The organism is Streptomyces sp. LS1784 (assembly GCF_020103755.1).
In the GTDB taxonomy this organism is placed as follows: domain Bacteria; phylum Actinomycetota; class Actinomycetes; order Streptomycetales; family Streptomycetaceae; genus Kitasatospora.
The window spans coordinates 1-19,821 of the sequence record NZ_JAHSQD010000110.1 but is presented as its reverse complement, the minus strand read 5'-3'; the positions used below and the strand labels follow the sequence as shown (position 1 = coordinate 19,821).

Sequence of the window (19,821 nt, the reverse complement as noted above, 5' to 3'; positions counted from 1 at the left end):
AGGGAAACGCCCGGTTACATTCCGAACCCGGAAGCTAAGCCTTACAGCGCCGATGGTACTGCAGGGGGGACCCTGTGGGAGAGTAGGACGCCGCCGAACAATTCTTCAGAAAGAACCCCCATCCGGGTCCCGGATGGGGGTTCTTCGCGTTTGGGGGGACCGACGGGCCGTCACCAGCACCCCGCCCGACGTCTCGGGGGTCAGACGCTCCGGCGGGACAGCCAGGTCCGTCGGCGCGCTGCGGGCGCCGTGCCGACGGGCGGTGAGTGGAGGGCGGCCACGGCGCTGCGGATCAGGATGCGGATGCCCTCGGCCGCCGTCTCCGCCGACATCGACGCGCTCTTCTCCCGGCCGGATGCCTGGCTCGGCAGGTACGGCAGGCGTGCGAACCCGCCGCGCAGCTCCGGGCGTTCGGTGGCGATCAGGTGCGCCAGCCCGTAGAAGACGTGGTTGCAGAGGTGGGTGCCGGCGGTGTGCGAGACGGTGGCCGGGATGCCGGCCTGCTGGACCGCCTCCACGCAGGCCTTCACCGGCAGGGAGGAGAAGTACGCGGCCGGGCCGTCCGGCACGACCGGCTGGTCGACCGGCTGGTTGCCCTTCCGGTCGGGCGCCCGGACGGCGTCGTCGAGGTTGATCGCGACCCGCTCGACCGTGAGGTCAGGGCGGTTGCCGCCCTGACCGGTGGCGATGACCAGGTCCGGCTCGAACCGGGCCACCGCCCGGCGCAGTTCGGTGATCGAGTCGCCGAACACCCAGGGCAGCCCGGCGAACTCCAGGGCCACTCCGGCCGGCGGACCGGCGGCGACCAGCCGGCCCGCCTCCAGGGACGAATTCAGGGGATCGCGGCCGAACGGTTCGAAGGCGGTCAGCAGGACGCGGATGATGGCGGACCTCCCAGCGTGCGGGAACGTACGGACCCGATTTGTGCCGTTCGAGCGTAGGGCCGTCCCGAATGCCCCGGCAAGCCCCACCGGTTGCGGGTGGACACCGCGGACTGGTCCCGCGTCAGGTCCGGCGCAGGGCGCCGTCCGCGCGGAGGGAGGCGAGGGTGGGATAGCCGTCGACGGCCATCAGGAGATCGGCCTCGGCGAGCAGGGAGCGCAGTACGTGGACGATGCCGTCGGTGCCCTCCAGGGCCAGGCCGTAGGCGTACGGGCGGCCCACACCGACGGCGGTCGCGCCGAGGGCGAGTGCCTTGACGACGTCGGCGCCCGAGCGGATGCCGGAGTCGAAGAGGACGGGCAGACCGTCGGCGGCCGCGACCACGTCGGGGAGCAGGTCGAGGGCGGCCAGGCCGCCGTTGGCCTGGCGGCCGCCGTGGTTGGAGCAGTAGATGCCGTCGACGCCGCCGTCCCTGGCACGGCGCACGTCCTCGGGGTGGCAGATGCCCTTGAGGAGGATCGGCAGGTCGGTGAGCGAGCGCAGCCAGGGCAGGTCGTCCCAGGTCAGTGGGTTGCAGAAGACGCCTGCCCACTCCAGGACGGCCGCCTGAAGGTCCTCCTCCGGCGCCTTGGCGAGGCGGGCGCGGAACACCGGGTCGGAGGTGTAGTTGGCCAGGCAGTGGCCGCGCAGCTGCGGGAAGTTGGCGGTGGCCAGGTCGCGCGGGCGCCAGCCGGTGACCCAGGTGTCCAGGGTGACGACGATGCCCCGGTAGCCCGCGGCCTCCGCCCGGTGCACCAGGCTCTCGGCCAGCGCCCGGTCGGTGGGGGTGTAGAGCTGGAAGAAGCCGGGGGTGTCGCCGAACTCGGCGGCCACCTGCTCCAGCGGATCGACCGTCAGCGTGGAGGCGACCATCGGCACGCCGGTCCGGGCGGCGGCGCGGGCGCTGGCCAGGTCCCCGTGGCCGTCCTGCGCGCACAGGCCGATCACCCCGATCGGCGCCATGAACAGCGGGGTCGGCAGTCGCAGGCCGAACAGCTCCACCGACAGGTCCCGCGTGCTCGCGCCGACCATCATCCGCGGCACCAGGCCCCACCGCCCGAAGGCGGAGACGTTCGCACGCTGGGTGGACTCGTCGCCCGCCCCGCCCGCGACGTAGGAGAGGATCGAGGGCGACAGCGCCGTGCTCGCCCGCGCCTCCAGTTCGGCGAAGGTCATCGGCATCGTCGGCAGCACGCCGCCGAGTCCGTGCAGGTAGATCTCGTTCTGGTAGTCGCCGAACCGCCCGTGGAACGTCTGGTCCATCCCGCTCGCCGTCCTTCCGCCCTCGGCCGCCCGGGACCGTCCCGGCCGGCGGCGCCGCCTGCCCGCCCCGCTGTTGGGCGGCCGGGCCGACGGCACCCCGGCATTCTCACCACGGACGGTGCGGACGGCCAGAGCCCGGCCGCAGGTGTGTCAGGGCGCCGACCGGGTGAGGGCCTTGGCCGGCCCACGGGTGCCAACCGTGTCACGGCGTCGGGTCGCGTCACGGCGCCGGCTCGGGCCGGATCCGGTGGCCGTACCGCCACACGGCGGCCGCGGCGAGCAGGGCGACCGTCCCGCCGAGCAGCATGACGGTGCCGGGGGAGGAGTGGTCCACCACCACGCCGCCGGTCAGCGCGCCGGTCGAGAAGGCGGCCTGGAACGCCGAGGTGAACACCACGCCGGCGCCCTCCGGGGCGTGCGGGGCCGCGGCGAGGAACCAGGTGAGGGAGCAGACCGGGACGGCGCCGTACGCCACGCCCCAGAGCGTCAGCAGGATGGCGGCGCCCGGACCACCGGTGCCCAGTAGCGGCAGCAGCAGCGCCGCGCCGGCCAGCAGGAGGGCCGCCGCACCGAACACCGGCCGCAGTGCCCCGGCCGCCCGGCCGCCGGCCAGGACGTTGCCGAGCAGCCCGGCGGCGCCGTAGACGAGGAGCAGGGCGGTGATCAGGCCGGTGCCGGCGTGGGTGGTGTCGGTGAGGAAGGGGGTGACGTAGGTGTAGCTGCCGAAGTGGGCCGGCACGATCAGGAAGGTCACGGCGATGCCGGTACGGGTGCCCCGTCCGGCCAGCAGGCCGCGCAGCACGCCCAGCCCGGTGACGGTCAGCGGGGGCAGCGGCGGCAGCGACCGCAGGAGGGCGACCAGGGCGAGCAGGGTCAGCGCGGCCATCGCGAGGAAGGCGGCCCGCCAGCCGGCCAGCGAGCCGAGGAACACCCCCGCCGGTACGCCGAGCACCGAGCCGAGCGGGACGGCGGAGAAGATCAGCGTGTTGGCCCGGGCCTGCCGGTGCTCGGGGACGAGGCGCGGGGCGAGCCCGGAACCGATCGACCAGAACGCCCCGATGACCAGCCCGAGGGCGATCCGGGCGGTCAGCACCGCCCAGTAGGCGGGGGCGAGCGCGCTGAGCAGGTCCGCGAGGGTGAGGACCAGCAGCAGTGCGCAGAGCATGGTCCGCCGGTCCGCGCGCCTGGTCGCGACGGTCACCACGGGTGCGGCCACCGCGGCGACGATGCCCGGCAGGGTCATCATCAGCCCGGCCGTGCCGGCGGAGATCCGGAAGGTGGCGCCGATCGGGGTCAGCAGGCCGATCGGAAGGATCTCGGTGGTGACGATGGAGAAGACGCCGGTCGTCACGGCGAGGACGGCGAGCGTGCCGCCGCCCCGGGGGCGGCGCTTCGGGGCGGGTGGTGCGGGGTTGAGGGTGGTGCCGGTCGGCATGCCGGAGGTCCTGTCGGTGGGCGGCGGGTGTGTGACCCGAAGTCCACCAAGCCGACCGGGGGTTGGGCTGGCGTGAATCAGACGTCAACGCTTCCGTGCCGGGCCGGCGGTCCGGCGCTGCTCGACGGGGCGGCGCGGTCCGGCGGTCCCGCGGGGCGCGGTGGAGCGGCGTGGTTCGGCGGGGCTGCACTGTTCGGCGGGGCTGCACTGCTGGGCGAGGCGGCGCTGCTTGGCGCGGTGGGCGAGCACGTCGAGGATGCGCTGCCAGGTCGGCGAGGCCTCGGCGATCCGGGAGAAGATCACCGCCTGGTTCCCGGGCCGGCTGCTGTCCCGCCCGTGGGCGGCCTCCCAGGCGTCCAGGTCGTCGATCAGCCGGTCCACGCGTGGATCGTCCGGTTCCCAGTCGAGCGACTGGTCGCAGAGGAGGAACAGCCGCATCGTCTCGGGGTCGTCGAAGCTGGCGTTCTTCTCCCGGATGCCCTGGCGCATGGCCTCCGGGTCGAGGGCCTGGTGCAGGATCCAGGTGTCGCGTTCGAGTCGTACGGATCGCTCGCTGACCCCGAGCGCGCGCATCCGGTCCAGGATGGCGACCACCTCGGACGGCAGGGCGAGCCGCTCGCCAGGTCGGCGATCCGGCGGCGGTGCTCGGTGAGTTGGTCGATCCGTCGCTCCGGTTCGGCGTCGAGGCCGGTGAGGGCGGCGGCGAACTCCTCGGGTTGTGCGTGCGGCAGCGCGTCGATCCGGGCCAGCGGAACCCCGGCGTCGGCGAGGGGCCTGATCCGGATGAGGTCCACCGCGGCCTGCGCGCTGTAACGGCGGTAGCCGGAGGCGTCGCGCTCGGGCTCGGGCAGCAGTCCGACCTGGTGGTAGTGGCGGACGGTGCGCACGGTCACGCCTGCGGTTGCCGCGAGTCGACTGATCGTGAGCACCGTTCGCTCCGGTTCCGTCGGCGAGTGTGGCCGGGCCGAGTCCAGGCGCGGCCCGCGCGGTCCACGACGTCGCGGACCGCCTGCACCACGGCGTCCACGCGCTCGAAGACGAACTGGCTGTGCCCGGTGTCGGAGAGGATGCGCTGCTCCCCGTTCGAGACCCGGTCCACCATGTCCGCGTACAGCCGCGTCTTGCCGTCGTGCATCGCCTGGAGGAGTTCCTCCGACATCAGCGCCTGCTGGCCGGGGTCGACACCCAGCGGGGTGAGCGCGATCACCGGGACGTCGGGCAGATCCGCTCCCGCGCGCACGCGACCAGGACGTACGGGCCGGGAACGCCGTGGGCACGCAGCAGTGCGTGCAGTTCGGCCGCGACCTCGGTGGCGGTGCGCGGCAGCGCGGCCTCGTCGCTGTAGCCGGTGCCGCCACGGTCGTACACCACGGCGGTGGTGAACTGCGAAACCCCTTGCTGGACACCGAAGTAGTCCAGTCCGATGGCGCTCGCGCCGGGCAGGAGGACGACGGCCGGTCCGCCCGTGCCCTGGCGGTGCAGGTAGAGGCGGCGGCCGTCGATCTCCTGGAACCCGCCGACCGGGGGTGGAGCGCAGTGGAGGGAGTGCTCTCGTTCGTCATGCGGCAAGCCTCCGACCCTGACGCAGCGTCAAGGTCAAGCGCCTGTCGCGGGGAGCCCGTCGGGTGTTCAGGTGCCCAGGTCGCTGGTGGTGGCGAAGCGGTTGCGGTACTCGGTCGGTGTGGTGCCCAGGCGGCGGGCGAAGGCGCGGCGCAGGGTCTCGTCGCTGCCCAGGCCGCTGAGCCGGGCGGCGGCGGTGACGCCGTGGCCGTCGAGGAGCAGCTGTTGGGCGCGGTCGAGGCGGACGCGCTCGACCCAGCGGGCGGGGGTGGTGTGCAGCTCGGCCTGGAAGAGCCGGGTCAGGTGGCGGGGGCTGACGGCGGCGGTGGCGGCCATCGCGGGCAGGGTGTGCTCGGCGGCCGGGTCGGCGAGGACGGCGTCGGTGAGTGTGCGCAGCAGGTCGCTGCGGGCGGGCGGGGTGGCCAGGGCGGTGGAGAACTGCGACTGGCCGCCCGGGCGCTGCATGAAGACGACCAGCTCGCGGGCGATGGCACGGGCGGTCTCGGCACCGTGGTCGTGTTCGACCAGGGCGAGGGCCAGGTCGATGCCCGCGCTGATGCCGGCGCTGGTGTGGTACCGGCCGTCCCGGATGTGCAGGGCGTCGGGCTCGACCCGCACCCGGGGGTGGCGGAGCGCGAGGGCGGGGGCGTGGCGCCAGTGGGTGGTGGCCCGGCGGTCGTCGAGCAGCCCCAGCGCGGCGAGCACGAACGCGCCGCTGCACACCGAGGCGACCCGCCGCGCCCGCCCGGCGAGGCCGTCCGCGGCGGAGAGCAGGTGCTCGTCGGGGCCCCGGGTGGCGAGGTGGTCGGCTCCGGCGACGACCAGGGTGTCGGGGGGCGCGTCGGCGTCCTGCGGTGCGGCGGTGTCCGCCAGGGCCACGCCGTTGGAGGCCGTGACGGTGCCCCCGCAGGGGGAGACCAGGAGGGTCCCGTACGGGTGGCCGAGCCGGCCGGCCTGGTGGAAGACCTCCAGCGGACCGCTGACGTCGAGCAGCGTCACCCCGTCGAACACGAGGAAGGCGACCTGGCGCGTCATGTCCGAATCCGAGGTACAGGTGTCTGTACGGACATGGCGGCAGCCTACGCCACCGGGCGAGGGTGGAGGAGTCAACCGAACGGCCCCGAAAGCGGAGGAAGTCATGACGAACGAGACGATCGCGGGCGTGCGCATCCCGGACAGCGCCCTGGCCCGTGAGGCGACCGAACTGGTGCGGGAGGCGGCCTCGCCCCTGCTGTTCGACCACTCGCGCCGGGTGTTCCTGTTCGGGGCGCTGCGCGGCGCCGAGCAGGGGCTGGAGTTCGACCCGGAGCTGCTGTACGTCGGCGCGATGTTCCACGACCTCGGCCTCACCGGCCGCTTCGCCCGGACCGACCAGCGGTTCGAGATCGACGGGGCCGACGAGGCCCGCCGCTTCCTGGTGGCCCACGGCATCACCGGCGAGCCGGCGCAGCGGGTCTGGACGGCCATCGCGCTGCACACCACCCCGGAGATCCCGCTGCACATGGCGCCGGAGGTCGCCCTGGTCACCCGGGGGGTGGAGCTGGACGTCCTGGGCATCGGCTACCACGCCCTCACCGAGGAGCAGCGTGCCGCCGTGGTCGCCGCCCATCCGCGGCCCGACTTCAAGAACCGCATCCTGGCGGCGTTCACCGACGGCATCAAGGGCCGCCCGGACACGACCTTCGGCAACGTCAAGGCGGACGTGCTCGCGCACTTCGTGCCCGGTTTCGAGCGCGGCGACTTCGTGGAGGTGATCAGGGGCTCCGACTGGGCGGAGTGAGTCGGATCGAGGGCTCCTGAGGGCACGCCGAAGGCCCGGTCGTCGTCGTCCGACCGGGTTTGACGGCCGCTTTGGGCTTCCACCACCCTTCCACTAATCAAATAGTGAAAGGGTACTTTGCTGATGCCCGCTTCCCCGTCCGCGCCCGCTTCCGCCCCTGCTTCCGATCCCGCCTCCCCGCCCCGAGCCCTTCCTCCCGCGTCGTCCACCCCGCCCGCGTCGCGCGCCCGGTTCGCGACCCTCCTCGCCCGCCGCCCTGCCGTGCTCGCCTGGGGCCTGGCGGCCGGGTTCGCCGCGCTGTACGCCTGCGTCGCCGTCAACCGGCACCGGCGTGGCCTCACCAAGGCCTACGACCTGGGCATCTTCGAGCAGGCCGTCCGGGCGTACGCCCACGGGCAGGCGCCGATCGTGCCGCTCAAGGGGCCCGGCTACCACCTGCTCGGGGACCACTTCCACCCGCTGATCGCCGTCCTCGCCCCCGTCTACCGGGCCTTCCCGAGTCCGCTCACCCTCGTGATCGCCCAGGCGCTGCTGATGGCGTCGGCCGTCGTCCCGCTGACCCGCTGGGCCCACGAGGTGGCCGGGCCGCGGGTGGCGCTGCTCGTCGGCTGCGCCACCGGGGCCTCCTGGGGGATCGTCCGGGCGGCGGCCGACGACTTCCACGAGATCGCCTTCGCCCTCCCGCTGCTCGCCTTCGCCGCCACCGCACTGGGCCGGCGCCGACCGCTCGCCGCCGCGCTCTGGTCGCTGCCGCTGCTGCTGGTCAAGGAGGACCTGGGGCTGACCGTGGCCGCCGTCGGCGCCCTGATCGCCTGGCAGGCCCGCCGGGAGCGGCACCGCAGTCCGCTGCCCGGGCTCGCCCTCGCCGCCGTCGGCCTCGCCGCGACCGCGCTCACCGTGCTCGTCGTGCTGCCGGCGTTCAACCCGAGCGGGGGCTTCGACTACTGGCGGCAACTGGACGGCGGCGGGCAGCCCTCGCTCTGGGTGCTGCCGCTGCAGCTCGGCTGGCCGCCGGTCAAGTGGCTGCTGCTGTTCCTGCTCGCCGCCACCGCCGGCTTCGCCGGCGTGCGCTCGCCGCTCCTCCTGCTCTGCGTGCCCACCCTCGCCTGGCGGCTGCTGTCGTCCAACTCGCACTACTGGGGCGTCAGTTACCACTACAGCGCGGTGCTGATGCCGATCGCGCTCGCGGCCCTCGTGGACGTCCTGCGCCGTCTTGACGCGAGTCGTGCCAGGCGCGCGCTCGTCGTCAGCGCCCTGGTGACCGCCGTGACGCTGCCGCTCTACCCGCTGCACGAGGTGGTGATGCCCGAAGCCTGGCGCACCTCGCCCCGGCTCACCGAGACCCGGGCGCTGCTCCGCCGGATACCCGACGACGCCACCGTGGCCGCCTCCAACCGGCTGGCGGCCCAGCTCACCGGCCGGGCGGAGGTCACCCTCGTGTGCCAGGCGCCGGTGGGCCCCGGACCGCAGTGGGTGGCCGTCGACCTGCGCGACCCGAGCGTGCAGTCCCCGTGCGCCACCGCCGACACCGCCCGGATGCTGGCCGTCTACCGGGAGCGCGGCTACCTGCCGCTGGTCGAGCAGGACGGCCTGCTCCTGCTGCACCGTCCCTGAGAGCCCCCGTAAGGGACCCCCGGGTCCAGCTTGACCCGAGCGCCGCAGTGGGCCACTATTCCACTATTGAACTAGTGAAAGGCTGAAAACGCGGGTGATCGAGTACCGCATCGAGCGGCGCAGCGGCGTCTCCACCTACCAGCAGATCGTGCAGCAGACCAAGCAGGCCCTGAGGCTCGGACTGCTCCAGCCCGGGGACAAGCTGCCGACCGCCCGTGAGGTGGTCGAGCTGACCGCGATCAACCCCAACACCGTGCTGAAGGCCTATCGCGAACTCGAACGCGAAGGGCTGGTCGAACCCCGCCCGGGGCTCGGCACCTTCGTCCGGCGCTCGCTCGCCCGGCCGGAGGCGGCGGCGGACGGGCCGCTGCGCGCGGACCTGGTCGGGTGGGTGGACCAGGCCCGGGGGGCCGGACTGGAGCGCGAGGACATCGCCGCGCTGATGGCCTCCGTCCTGGAGCAGCGTTTCGACACCGGGGTCTCCGGCACCGGGGCCGGCTCCGGAGCCGTGGACTCCGACACCGGGGCCTGAGCCTCCCCGGCAACACCGAACCGAGAACAGTGGGGGACCGGGTGGACGACCCGACGACCACGGCGCCCGCGTCGGCGCCCGTGCTGGGGGCCGCGCAGGAAGCGGGCCTGGAATCTGCCCTGGAGGCCACCGGCCTCGGCAGGAAGTACCAAAGCGGCTGGGCCCTGCGCGACTGCGACGTCACCGTCCCGGCCGGGCGGATCTGCGGCGTGGTGGGGCCCAACGGCGCGGGCAAGAGCACCCTGCTCGCCCTCGCCGCCGGCCAACTCAAGCCCACCGAGGGCCGGTTGCAGGTGCTCGGCGCCACCGCCGGCGCACCCGAGCTGCGCGCCCGGGTCGCCTACGTGCCGCAGGACAAGCCGCTGTACCAGGGCCTCACCGTCGCCGAGACACTGCGGATGGGCCGCGAGCTCAACCCGGTGTGGGACGAGAGCTTGGCCCAACAGATCGTCGAACAGGGCGAGTTGAACACCAGGGCGCGGATCGGTTCGCTCTCCGGCGGCCAGCGCACCCGGGTCTGCCTCGCCCTCGCCCTGGGCAAGCTCCCCGACCTGATGCTGCTCGACGAGCCGATGGCCGACCTCGACCCGCTCGCCCGGCACCAGCTGATGGGCACCCTGATGTCGGCCGCCGCCGAGCGCGGCACCGGCATCGTGCTGTCCTCGCACATCCTCCCCGAACTGGACGGCGTCATCGACCACCTGCTCCTCGTCCAGGGCGGGCGCATCCGGCTGGCCGGCGACCTGGACGAGATCCTCGACGGGCACCGGCTGCTCACCGGGCCGGCCGGTCAGGGTTCCGTGCTCCCGGCCGGGTCCGTGGTCGAGCAGCGCGTCAGCGGCCGCCGGGCCATCGCCCTGGTCCGCACCGACGAACCGGTGGACGGCCCGTGGGAGAGCGAGCGGCCGAGCCTGGAGGACCTGCTGCTCGGCTACCTCCGCGCACCCGCCAAGCCGCACGACCCGAACGACCCGAACGAGGTGGCCGCATGAGCACGACCGTCCTGCCCGACCGCGCCGCCGTTCCGGTCGACTCCGCGGCCCCCGGCCTGCGCGGGCTCTTCTGGCTGGTACTCCGCCAGAACCGGCTCCTCCTCTGGACCTTGGGCACCCTGCTGATCCTGGCGGTCGCCGACCTCCTCTGGATCCACATCGCCTGCAGCCGGATCGTGAGCGACCTGCGCCGGACCGACTGCTACGACCCCGAGACCTGGGACAGGCCCCAGTGCTGGAACCTCCTCCAGCAGATCGACCACCCGAACTTCTGGTACCTCCAGGTCCTCCAGCCCGCCGTCACCGCGCTCCCGCTGCTGATCGGCGTGTTCATCGGCGCCCCGCTGCTGGCCCAGGAGTACGAACGCGGCACCATCCGCCTGATCCGCGCGCAGTCCGTCAGCCCGATCCGCTGGCTGGCCGTCCGCCTCGCCGTCCCCGGCCTCGCCGTCCTGGCCGCCAGCGGCGTGCTCGCCGTGCTGATGACCTGGGTGTGGTGGACGGACATCGTGCACGGCCCGGTCGCCTTCGACCCGCCGTTCCAGTTCTTCACCTACCCGGCCCTCGGCCTCGCCCCGATCGCGTGGTCCCTGTTCGCCCTGATCCTCGGGGTCCTCGTCGGGCAACTCGTCCGCCGCACCCTGCCCGCGATGTTCCTCACCGGCGCCCTCGTCGCCGCCACCCACGGCCTCGTCCTCTGGGCGCGCCCCTCCTTCTATCCGGCCGTGGACCGGGTGGCCGCCCTGCGCACCACCCACCCCACCAACTCCTGGCTTCTCGACCGCGGCGTCGTCCTCCCCGACGGCACCCGCGTCAGCACCAGCAGCTGCGGCTTCAGCTTCAGCACCGACTGCGACGGCGCCACCGCCTCCTGGCTCCGCTACCACCCGGCCGACCACCTCGTCCCCGTCCAACTCGTCGAGGCCGGCATCCTGGTGGCGCTCACGTTGGCCCTGCTGGTCGTGGTCTTCCGTCGCATCCGGGCGTAGGGCGCGACCTCAGGGCTTCTGCAACAGTCGCCGCTGCCAGTACGGGGTGAGGCGGGGCCGGATCAGGACCACGCCCTGCTGGGTGGCGACACCGAGGTCGAGGTGGGGGCTGTGGGGTCGGGCCGCGAGCGAGGTGACGAGAGCGGGGAGGGGGGTCGACCACACCTCCTCGGCATCGGGAAGGGTGAACAGCCTGATCCCGAACTCGTCGCTGATGGCGAGGAGGGAATCGCCGCTCGGGGCCAAGCCCGTCCAGAGGAGCCGGCGCGCCCGGACGGGGAGCTCGCGGGCGGGGGCTCCGGGGTGGGCGGAGTCCCAGATGACGACGGGGGAAAGGACGGTATCGTCGCGACCGAGTCCGGCCATGTATGCCAGGACTGGTTTGCCGGTTTGTGTGTCCGCCCACCTGAGATAATATCCGTGGCCGTTGGTGGCATTTCGAAGTGTGCGGCGGCCGGTCACCTGTCGGTCAGAGTGCACGGCATGGATTTCGCCGCACTCCAGGTCAAGAACGGCTGCGCGACCGTCCGCACCAGCCATGGCGACATAACGAGTTCCGCAATCACCGTGATGCGGTACCAGCGACTTTATTCTGTCCGGCAGGATGATCGGCTTGCCGTGAACCGGTTGTCGAGAGGTTGTGTCCCACAGGTATCCACGTGAAGCAGCGTCGGCGCCGGGCAGATCTTCATGGGTGTAATAGCCGCTTGCTGTAAAATCGCCGGAAGTTGCCGCCTGTCGAACGGCGACAAGCAGCATGGCATGGCCGCTGGGGTCCGAAAATCCAGCGGTAAAGACCATTGTTGAGTCAATATCAATATCCCAAGGGGCGATGTCAATGCCGACTTGAGCCTTGGGGGATGTCGCCGCAAAGATGTGCCCGTTCTCCGGATCGAATCCGACCAGTCGAGTGCCGGGATGTTGGAGAGTCGGTGGGATCAAGTGACACGATGTTTCCCAGGGGGTCATGGCGAGGGTTTCGGGCCGAGTGCATTCAATTGTCCCGTCGGCGTGGAGTTGTTGCCATGAGAAGATTGCCTTGGCGTGAGACTCCTCGGCTGTGTCTATGATTTCCTCGATCTTCCCCAGCAGGTTGAGCGTCCCGTCCTCCCCTTCTGTTTGAGTTCCAAGCTCTGACATGTGCGTGTCGGTCAGATGGTGAGCGACTAGCGGCGTGTGTGTGCTGTGATCCAGCGCATCGTTGTCGACCAACCTGAGGCCATGCCACGAGCCGACGACGAACTCTCGAGAACGGGCGGACCAGCCGTGAATGAGGACCGTTGTCGCCTTGTCGCCCGTTCCTCCCTGGTCGTCCTCGGCGAATCGTTCGACTCGATGGTCGTCGAAAAGCACATGCCACAGTCTGGCAGTGCCGTCGTTGCTGACGGTTAGGACATCCTGTGAGTGGGCGTCGAGTGAGGCAAGTGTGTGTAGGCCGCAGACCGTGCCTTCATGGCCGTGCAAGGCCCTTCCGGCGGATGATCCGTTTTCGCAGTCGACGATGTTTACACTGCCGCCAAAGGATGCGCCGACGGCATATGTGCCACTCGCGCTGGCTGGTGTCAGCGGAGTGAACAGGGAATGGATGTCGACGTCTGTGCCAGCCCTGGTGACCTGGCCGGTTCCGGTTGAATAGATGATGGTGTCTTGCCAGGAAGAGGCTACAAAAGCAACATCGCGAGATTTGAGTCGAACGAATTTGCCGCGAGGTTGGGTATGCGAGTTCCGGTCTGCAGCCACGATCTGAGCCGATCCACAGTCCAAAATCTTCACACATCCGGGACTGCCGGGTCTCCTGCCCGGTTCCCAGATGGCAACTAGTGCAGACCCGAGCTTCCGGGTCGATCGGTTAAGGAGCTTTGGTTTTCGTAGATTGCTCAACAAGACATTTCTGCGCCAACCCTCGTCGGCGGCGTAGGCGATGACCTTCCCGCCTTCGAAGTCGCACACTACGAGATGGGGTGTACCGTTGCCATGCCACACAAGGGCGGCAGTGGTGCTGTTATTCGGCCCCTTGGAGGTGAAAGGTTCCTTCAGTAGTGTCCTGCCTGATGAGTCGATGACGACTACATGATCCTCAGAACGGCAGACCGCCACGGAAGTGCCGTTTTTCAATTCGCCGGCATCCAGAATTTCATCGAAGCGTTCACCTCGGATGTGGTGGACGACGGTCTGGTCGCTGACATTCCAGAGCCGCAGATCGCCCAGGTCGTCGAGGGTGACGGCAAGCGGGTGGCCCGTATGAGCGGGCAGCGCCCGCATGCCGCGAATGCGCGAGGGGTGGAGGAGTGTTGCGGAGGCGGCGGGCGTGTCGATCATCCAGACATAGACATCGGACTGCCCAAGGGCGACCGCAAGTACCACACGGTCCTTGTCGGGCAATACGAGGTCGTCGATCTGCCATCGGCCCGTCATCGCCGTGGTTGAGTACGTCCTCTCGTGATGCCGGCCTACGATGCGGTGCGGAGTGACGGGCCTGGCTTCGATCCGGACGCGCTGCACTGACGAAGACAGCTCCTCTGTTCGCCTGGCGAAGGCCATGGCCCCGTTGGATTCGGCTGCGAATGTCAGTAGCGCAGCCCGGTCGGTGTCAGGGGGTCCAACGAGACCCACGAAACGCTCGACCACCATCGCCAGCACCGGATCGCACGAGTGGTGGCGCACGGCCGGAAGCAGCCCGGTCGGGTCGGCGGCCAGGACGAAGGCCGGGTCCTCGACGAGCCCCTGAATCGATCCGGCCGCCGCCGCGTGCGTGGCCAGGTGCTGGCGCACGTACGGCAGCGCCTGTGCCCAGGTCCGGCCGGGTGTCAGGTCGAGCAGGACCTCGACGAACCCCTCCTGCACATCCTGGAGGTCGCGGACCTTGAGAGCACGTTGCCGCAGGTAGTCCGTGAGTTCCTGGTGGTACAGGCGGAAGTGCTTGGTGCCCGACACCTCAGCCCAGGTCAGGTACGACCCGTCCTCCTCCACCAGCGCGTCGATGTCCGCCTCCCGCAGTGGGATGCCCGACAGCCGGGAGGCCACCAGCAGCCAGATCCGGCGCGGCAGTCCGTGGCCCTCGCCGAAGGCCAGTGCCGTGAGGAGCGCCATCACCGCCTCGGCACGGTGCTGGGGGATGCGTCGCAGGTAGGCCTCGAAGGCGCCACCGACATCCGACGGGAGGATCTCCGCCCATCCGGGGACAGTCGTGTCCAGCAGCTCCCCGCGCAACAGCGCGCTCGCCGTCATGCGTGCCACCAGGAAGCAGTGCCCAGCGCGCCGGGCGACCTCGGCCGCGATGACGCCGATCCGCTCCTCCAAACCGGCGTACGGCGAACCGGCGTCTCCGAGGATGCGGCGCACGTACTCCGCTGTGCTCGTGTCGTCCGCGTACTCCGCGCTGTCCAGGTCGATGGAGTTGACCTGCTCGCCGATGTGCGGCAGCAGTTCGCGACGCGACCCGACGACCAGTCGCACGCACGGCACGGCGCCGAGCGGACGCAGCAGGTCCCAGGCGATGCGTCGCGCCTCGGTCCGGTCGCCGGCCGGGCCGGCCTCGTCGAGGGAGTCGATCACGACGCGCAGCGGCGCCTGCCGCTTGGCGAGCGCCGTGAGCAGGGCCGCCGGATCAGTCGCTCGGACATCAGCCGCCGCAGCCAGACGCGTTACCAGCGCCTCCAGGCTCTGGTGGCGGGCGTTCGCGGAGGCGTCGGAGTGGCCCTCCAGCACCAAACGCCCCAGCACGGCGGACTTCCCGGAGCCGGGTGAGGCGGTGACGACCAGCGCCCCCTGCCCGCCTTGCCCGTTCATGGCGTCGTAGAGCTGGTTGAGTGCTGTGCGACGGCCCGTGAAGTACGACCCCGGGTCATGGACGTGCTCCACGCCCCGCCCTCGGGGCTCGAAGTGCGAAGAGAGGTCGGACGAGTCGCCCGTCTCCTCCCGCTCGCCGACTTCCGCGCTCGGGTCGTAGCCGGGATTGGGGAAGAACGGTGGCTGTGCGCCCTGGTGGTTCGAGGAGCACGCGGCCCGCTGCCGCGCCCCCGCCGCCAGGAATGCCTGATTGACCTTGGCCGCCACCGCGGAAGGAGAGAGGTACCGCTGGGACGGCCCGTCGCCTGCCGCGCACACCTCGATGAACCCGGACACGAACGCGCCGTCGTCGGCGAGGTCACGGTGACGGGCGGAGGCGAGGACCCAGGTGCCGGCCCCGTTGTCGTCGCCGCGAGGCCGCGACGCGACGATTCCGTCCGTCATGACCTGGATCTCCGTGGAGCCATGAGCGGCATGGCAGGAGTCGATGACGAAGAGGACGTTCCGCAGCGGCGAGGCCGCCAGGATCTCGGCCATGTTCTGCGGCGACAGCCAGGAACGGGGCCGGCTGAACCGGCTGTCGGCGCAGGCGAGACGGTACGGCGCGCCCGGGTTCGGCTGCTCACCGTGGCCGGCGTAGTACACGACCACCATGTCCTCCGCGGTGAGCTCGCCACTCGTGCACCAGTCGGAGAGAGCGTCCTCGAAGTCCGCGGACACCGGGTCGCGCGAGACCTCCGCGAGCACCCGGGTGTAGCCCATCTCCGGAGAGGTGAGGAACTCGGCGACCCGCTCGACGTCGTCGAGGGCGTGCGCGAGGTACGGCAGTTCACCGGCGCTGTACGTGGACGTACCGGCAGCGATCAGGTAGCGCATGGGGCCGGCCGGTCTCCTTCTACTTCAGCCCTGCGGCGACAGCCCGGCCGGTCTCCACCGCGGTGAGGTAGTGGGTCGCGTCGTGCATGTGGGATCCGTTGTTCACCGGGACATCGGTGACCCGAGGGCCGAAGGCCGGGCGGAGTTCCCGCACGGCGGCGACGATGTCCGTGGCGTCGGCGATGTTGGTCCAGGCCCGGAGCGGCTTGGGCCACCTGGCCTTGCGGTCCAGGGGCTCGGGCCGGAGGCGGTCGAGGACGAGCGCGCCCATGCCGAGGGGCGAGCCCAGGGTGACGAGCATCCGGACGTCCCAGTCGGGGCGGCCTTCCTGGCACAGCGTCTCGTAGGCGACGACGGAGCCCAGCGAGTGGGCCACCACCACCCGGGTGTCCGAGCCGATCTGCGCGGCCAACCGCGCACGGGCCGCTTCGCGGATCCGCTCGTCCTCGAAGTAGCGCGCCAGCTGCTTCAGACTGCCGATCAGCGCCGCATCCAGGACGCCGCGCAGGTACCGGGCGCCGGTGAGCGCGTCGAGGGCTGCGCGGACCCTGCGGATCCTGAGCGACTGGGAGAGGGCCCAGCCGACCGCCCCGCGGGTACCGGTCTCGTCCGGGGCCGGGACGCCGGGGTCCGTCCGGGCGGCCTCCGCCCACCAGGCCATGAGGAGTCGGAACTCCTCCTCGGTCTCGACGTCCGAGGCGTCGTAGTTCGGCTCGGACCCCGCGCGGGTGCCCCGGGGGCGGAACAGGTCACCGTAGAAGGCGACGGCCACGTCCGTCGGCTCGGGGACGGGGCCGCCCGCCAGCCGTGCGCCGCCCATGAGTTCGGGAACGACGTCCCGCGCCAGCGAGTCCTCGCTGAGGTACTGCTTGGCGACACCGTGTACGAAGACGACCTTGGCCATTGTCCGCCCCTCCCTGCCTGGCGAGAGCCTACCGCCGGGCGTCACCGCCGTGGTTCCGTACGGGCAGGGCCGGGTCGGCGGGTGGGATCATGGGGCCCCTGGGTGCACGGAGCGAGACGGGGGTCGGACGGTGGGGGAGCGGCGGCGGGGTGGGCGGCGGCCCGGGGTGGTCCTCGCCGAGGCGGAGCGGTTGCGGGCGGCGGCCGCGGCGGTGGTGGCGGACCACCGGGGGGCCGTGGAGGAGGCGCGGCTGGCGTACGTCGCGTTGCGGGACCGGCTGGTGCGGGAGGAGCTGGGGGCCATCGCGGTGGGTCGGCTCCGGGACGTGACCGAGGGGCGGCTGCGGGTCGGGGCGCTGGAGGCGGCCGGGCTGGGGACGGTACGGCAGGTGGTGGAGGCCTCCGGCTACACGCTCCGGCTGATCCCGGGGGTCGGGGCGCAGACGGCGGCGCAGGCCCTGGCCGCGGCCGGACAGATCGCCCGGGCCGTCGAGGAGACGGTGGCGGTGCGGCTGGACGTCGAGCAGCAGGACACGATGAGCACCGCGCTGGTCGTGACGCTCCAGCGGCTGGTGGCCGCCGGGCCGGAGGCGCGGCGGGCCAGGGACACCGCGGAGCGGGTCCAGGCCGAGGTCGAGCCCTTGGTGGCGGGCGCGCGGCCGGCCCGGGGGGTGTTGCGCGGGCTGTTCGCCGGGCGGGAGCGGCGGGCGCAGGCGCAGGCGGCGGTCGAGCGGCTGGAGAAGGTGCTGGCCGGGTTCGGGGCGCAGGAGGTCCCGGTGCTGCTCGCCCAGGCCTCGGTCGACCTGCTGCGCCCACCGGTCGACCCGGTCGAGGCGTGGACGGACTTCGAGCTCCGCTCGGCCGACTACTACGGCGTGCTCGGCGGGATCGTCGAGGAGGCCGGCGCCGAACCCTCCGCCGCCGAGGGGTTCCTGCCGGAGGAACTGTCGGACCGGGTACGGGCCGAGCCGCTGGACGACGCCCACTGCCGGGTCTCGCTGCGCGGCTACCAGGCCTTCGGGGCGCGGTTCGCGCTCGCCCAGCGACGGGTGATCATCGGGGACGAGATGGGCCTCGGCAAGACGGTGCAGGCGATCGCCGTGCTGGCGCACCTGCGGGCGCGGGGGAGCACCCACTTCCTGGTGGTCTGCCCGGCCAGTGTCCTGATCAACTGGACCCGGGAGATCGAGTCGCGCAGCACCCTGCGGGCGTTCCGGGTGCACGGCCAGGAGCGGGAGGCGGCGCTCGCCGAGTGGCTCCGGGACGGCGGGGTCGCGGTGGTGACCTTCGACGGGCTGCGCCGTCCGGAGGTCGCGGAGGCGGCGGAGGCGGTCGAGGTCGGGATGGTCGTGGTGGACGAGGCGCACTTCGTCAAGAACCCTGCCACGCAGCGCTCCCGGGCGGTGGCCGCCTGGGCGGAGCGGGTGGAGCGGGTGCTGTTCCTCACCGGGACGCCGATGGAGAACCGGGTGGAGGAGTTCCGCAGCCTGGTGCGGTACCTCCGGCCCGAGCTGATGCCGCTGGCCCAACAGGGTTCGGCGGCCGCCGGGCCGGTGGCCTTCCGCAAGGCGGTCGCCCCGGCGTACCTGCGCCGCAACCAGCGGGACGTGCTCACCGAGCTGCCCGAGGTGGTGCACGTGGACGAGTGGGAGGAGTTCTCGCCGGCCGACCTCGCCGCCTACCGGTCGGCCGTCGCGGCGGGCAACTTCCCGGCGATGCGCCGGGCCGGGTACGCGGACCCGGCGGAGTCGGCCAAGCTGAAGCGGCTGCTGGAGATCGTCCGGGAGGCGGCGGACAGCGGGCTGAAGGTGGTGGTCTTCTCGTTCTTCCGGGACGTCCTGGCGGCCGTTCACATGGCCTTGGAGCAGCGGTCGTTCGGGCCGGTCGACGGCTCCCTGGACTCGGTGCGGCGGCAGGACGTGGTGGACGGGTTCGGCGCCGCGCCCGGGCACGCGGTGCTGCTCTGCCAGATCCAGGCCGGGGGCGTGGGGTTGAACATCCAGGCGGCTTCGGTGGTGATCCTGTGCGAGCCGCAGGTCAAGCCGACCCTGGAGGAGCAGGCGGTGGCGCGGTCGCGCCGGATGGGGCAGGTCCGCCGGGTGCGGGTGCACCGGCTGCTGGCGACGGACAGCGTCGACCAGCGGATGCTGGACCTGCTGCGGGCGAAGGGCCGGCTGTTCGACGACTACGCGCGGCGCAGCGAGGTGGCGGAGTCGACCCCGGAGGCGGTGGACGTGTCGGAGCGGTCGCTGGCGGCGCTGATCGTCGAGGAGGAGCAGCTGCGGTTGGCGGCTTCGGAGGACGGGCGAGCGGCGGAGGGTCACTCGTCCGCGAGCGTGCGCAGGTAGGTGAGGACGGCGCGCACCCGGCGGTGTCCGGTGTCGGGGGTGGGCATGCCGAGCTTGCCGAAGATGCTGCCGATGTGCTTGTTCACCGAACTCTCGGCGAGGAAGAGGAGCCGGGCGATGGCCGGGTTGTTGTGGCCCTCGGCCATCAGGGCGAGCACCTCGCGCTCGCGCGGGGTGAGGGCGGCCAGCGGGTCGGGGCCGGTGCGGTGGGCCATCAGCTGGGAGATGACCTCCGGGTCCATCGCGGTACCGCCCCCGGCGACCCGTCGCAGCGCCTGGAGGAACTCCTCGGTGTGGCCGACCCGGTCCTTGAGCAGGTAGCCGACGCCGGTGGCGCTCTGGGCGAGCAGTTCGCCGGCGTAGGCGCGTTCGACGTACTGGGAGAGGATCAGGACGGGCAGCGCGGGCAGTCGGCGGCGGGCCTCCACGGCGGCGCGCAGGCCCTCGTCGCGGAAGTCCGGCGGCAGCCGGACGTCGACCACGGCGACGTCGGGGCGGTGGTCGAGCAGGGCGGGCAGCAGGTCGTCGCCGTGCTCGACGGTCGCGCACACCTCGTGCCCCTCGCTGTGCAGCAGCAGGACCAGGCCCTCGCGGAGCAGGGCGTTGTCCTCGGCGATCAGGATCCGCACGGGATCTCCACCTCCAGTACGGTCGGGCCCCCGGGCGGGCTGGACAGGCGGGTGGTCCCGTCGAATGCGGCGACCCTCCGGCGCAGGCCGGGCAGCCCGCTGCCGGCGCCCTCGGCGGCGCCGCCCCGGCCGTCGTCCTCGACCCGGACGGCGATGGCGTCGGCGGTGACCCGCAGCCGGACCAGGGCGC

At 72.1% G+C, this 19,821-nt stretch carries 16 protein-coding genes, 1 rRNA gene and 2 pseudogenes; 7 read left to right on the top strand and 12 right to left on the bottom strand.

What is annotated here, in order from left to right:
• Positions 1–99: ribosomal RNA gene (gene rrf, locus KS423_RS15790) — 5S ribosomal RNA — on the top strand; the annotation flags it as partial.
• 101 nt (positions 100–200) lie between these two features.
• Here the strand turns inward: rrf and pcp are convergent.
• The 8 genes and pseudogenes from pcp to KS423_RS15750 form a co-directional block, all read right to left on the bottom strand.
• Positions 201–884, bottom strand: coding sequence for a pyroglutamyl-peptidase I (gene pcp, locus KS423_RS15785; protein WP_224279683.1), 684 nt, complete (start codon positions 882–884; stop codon positions 201–203).
• A 121-nt stretch (positions 885–1,005) separates the two neighbouring features.
• Positions 1,006–2,184, bottom strand: a complete 1,179-nt coding sequence (locus KS423_RS15780; protein WP_224279681.1) for a lactate 2-monooxygenase — start codon at positions 2,182–2,184, stop codon at positions 1,006–1,008.
• A gap of 220 nt (positions 2,185–2,404) precedes the next feature.
• Positions 2,405–3,619 carry an MFS transporter gene (locus KS423_RS15775; protein WP_224279679.1) on the bottom strand — a complete coding sequence of 405 codons (1,215 nt, stop codon included), beginning with the start codon at positions 3,617–3,619 and terminating at the stop codon, positions 2,405–2,407.
• Positions 3,620–3,703: 84 nt separating this feature from the next.
• Positions 3,704–4,192 (bottom strand): hypothetical protein, encoded by a 489-nt coding sequence (locus KS423_RS15770; RefSeq protein ID WP_224279685.1) that lies wholly within the window; start codon positions 4,190–4,192, stop codon positions 3,704–3,706.
• Positions 4,193–4,413: 221 nt separating this feature from the next.
• Positions 4,414–4,506, bottom strand: a pseudogene (locus KS423_RS48030) (MerR family DNA-binding transcriptional regulator); the annotation flags it as partial.
• Between the two features lie 2 nt (positions 4,507–4,508).
• On the bottom strand, positions 4,509–4,859 hold the full coding sequence (locus tag KS423_RS15760) for a hypothetical protein (RefSeq protein WP_224279677.1): 351 nt from the start codon (positions 4,857–4,859) through the stop codon (positions 4,509–4,511).
• A complete protein-coding gene (locus KS423_RS15755; protein ID WP_224279668.1) occupies positions 4,823–5,188 on the bottom strand; it encodes an alpha/beta fold hydrolase in 366 nt (121 codons plus the stop codon). Before KS423_RS15755 ends, KS423_RS15760 begins: the two co-directional genes overlap by 37 nt.
• 60 nt (positions 5,189–5,248) lie before the next feature.
• Entirely contained in the window at positions 5,249–6,214 is a 966-nt protein-coding gene (locus KS423_RS15750; protein WP_224279666.1) for a GlxA family transcriptional regulator, read from the bottom strand.
• A 103-nt stretch (positions 6,215–6,317) separates the two neighbouring features.
• Here KS423_RS15750 and KS423_RS15745 point away from each other — a divergent pair, with 103 nt between their 5' ends.
• From KS423_RS15745 to KS423_RS15725, 5 genes are all read left to right on the top strand, one after another.
• The gene (locus KS423_RS15745; protein WP_224279664.1) at positions 6,318–6,959 is read left to right on the top strand and encodes an HD domain-containing protein; all 642 of its coding nucleotides are present in this window, start codon (positions 6,318–6,320) and stop codon (positions 6,957–6,959) included.
• Between the two features lie 261 nt (positions 6,960–7,220).
• Positions 7,221–8,573: a DUF2079 domain-containing protein gene (locus KS423_RS15740; RefSeq protein ID WP_224279661.1), complete on the top strand. Its 1,353-nt coding sequence runs from the start codon at positions 7,221–7,223 to the stop codon at positions 8,571–8,573.
• A 94-nt stretch (positions 8,574–8,667) separates the two neighbouring features.
• On the top strand, positions 8,668–9,105 hold the full coding sequence (locus KS423_RS15735; RefSeq protein WP_224279659.1) for a GntR family transcriptional regulator: 438 nt from the start codon (positions 8,668–8,670) through the stop codon (positions 9,103–9,105).
• Positions 9,106–9,146: 41 nt separating this feature from the next.
• The gene (locus KS423_RS15730) at positions 9,147–10,097 is read left to right on the top strand and encodes an ABC transporter ATP-binding protein (protein ID WP_224279650.1); all 951 of its coding nucleotides are present in this window, start codon (positions 9,147–9,149) and stop codon (positions 10,095–10,097) included.
• The gene (locus KS423_RS15725; RefSeq protein WP_224279648.1) at positions 10,094–11,086 is read left to right on the top strand and encodes an ABC transporter permease; all 993 of its coding nucleotides are present in this window, start codon (positions 10,094–10,096) and stop codon (positions 11,084–11,086) included. Before KS423_RS15730 ends, KS423_RS15725 begins: the two co-directional genes overlap by 4 nt.
• A 9-nt stretch (positions 11,087–11,095) precedes the next feature.
• On the opposite strand, the gene KS423_RS15720 is transcribed toward KS423_RS15725, so the two are convergent.
• Positions 11,096–15,751: a caspase family protein gene (locus tag KS423_RS15720; RefSeq protein ID WP_224279646.1), complete on the bottom strand. Its 4,656-nt coding sequence runs from the start codon at positions 15,749–15,751 to the stop codon at positions 11,096–11,098.
• Positions 15,752–15,770: 19 nt separating this feature from the next.
• Entirely contained in the window at positions 15,771–16,655 is an 885-nt protein-coding gene (locus KS423_RS15715) for a hypothetical protein (RefSeq protein ID WP_224279645.1), read from the bottom strand.
• Between the two features lie 166 nt (positions 16,656–16,821).
• Here KS423_RS15715 and KS423_RS15710 point away from each other — a divergent pair, with 166 nt between their 5' ends.
• A complete protein-coding gene (locus KS423_RS15710) occupies positions 16,822–19,002 on the top strand; it encodes a DEAD/DEAH box helicase (protein WP_224279643.1) in 2,181 nt (726 codons plus the stop codon).
• Here KS423_RS15710 and KS423_RS15705 read toward each other — a convergent pair.
• Complete coding sequence (locus tag KS423_RS15705) at positions 18,975–19,631, bottom strand: response regulator transcription factor (protein WP_224279641.1); 657 nt, start codon at positions 19,629–19,631, stop codon at positions 18,975–18,977. The two genes, KS423_RS15710 and KS423_RS15705, sit on opposite strands and share 28 nt — an antisense overlap.
• Positions 19,619–19,821, bottom strand: a pseudogene (locus KS423_RS15700) (sensor histidine kinase); the annotation flags it as partial. The gene KS423_RS15705 and the pseudogene KS423_RS15700, both read right to left, overlap by 13 nt.

What these genes read in the sequence shown, in the direction of transcription:
- KS423_RS15715 (WP_224279645.1), bottom strand. Translation starts at nt 16,655, where the DNA reads ATGGCCAAGGTCGTCTTCGTACACGGTGTCGCCAAGCAGTACCTCAGC.
- KS423_RS15780 (WP_224279681.1), bottom strand. Translation starts at nt 2,184, where the DNA reads ATGGACCAGACGTTCCACGGGCGGTTCGGCGACTACCAGAACGAGATC.
- KS423_RS15775 (WP_224279679.1), bottom strand. Translation starts at nt 3,619, where the DNA reads ATGCCGACCGGCACCACCCTCAACCCCGCACCACCCGCCCCGAAGCGC.
- KS423_RS15745 (WP_224279664.1), top strand. Translation starts at nt 6,318, where the DNA reads ATGACGAACGAGACGATCGCGGGCGTGCGCATCCCGGACAGCGCCCTG.
- KS423_RS15770 (WP_224279685.1), bottom strand. Translation starts at nt 4,192, where the DNA reads ATGCGCGCGCTCGGGGTCAGCGAGCGATCCGTACGACTCGAACGCGAC.
- KS423_RS15750 (WP_224279666.1), bottom strand. Translation starts at nt 6,214, where the DNA reads ATGACGCGCCAGGTCGCCTTCCTCGTGTTCGACGGGGTGACGCTGCTC.
- KS423_RS15720 (WP_224279646.1), bottom strand. Translation starts at nt 15,751, where the DNA reads ATGCGCTACCTGATCGCTGCCGGTACGTCCACGTACAGCGCCGGTGAA.
- KS423_RS15725 (WP_224279648.1), top strand. Translation starts at nt 10,094, where the DNA reads ATGAGCACGACCGTCCTGCCCGACCGCGCCGCCGTTCCGGTCGACTCC.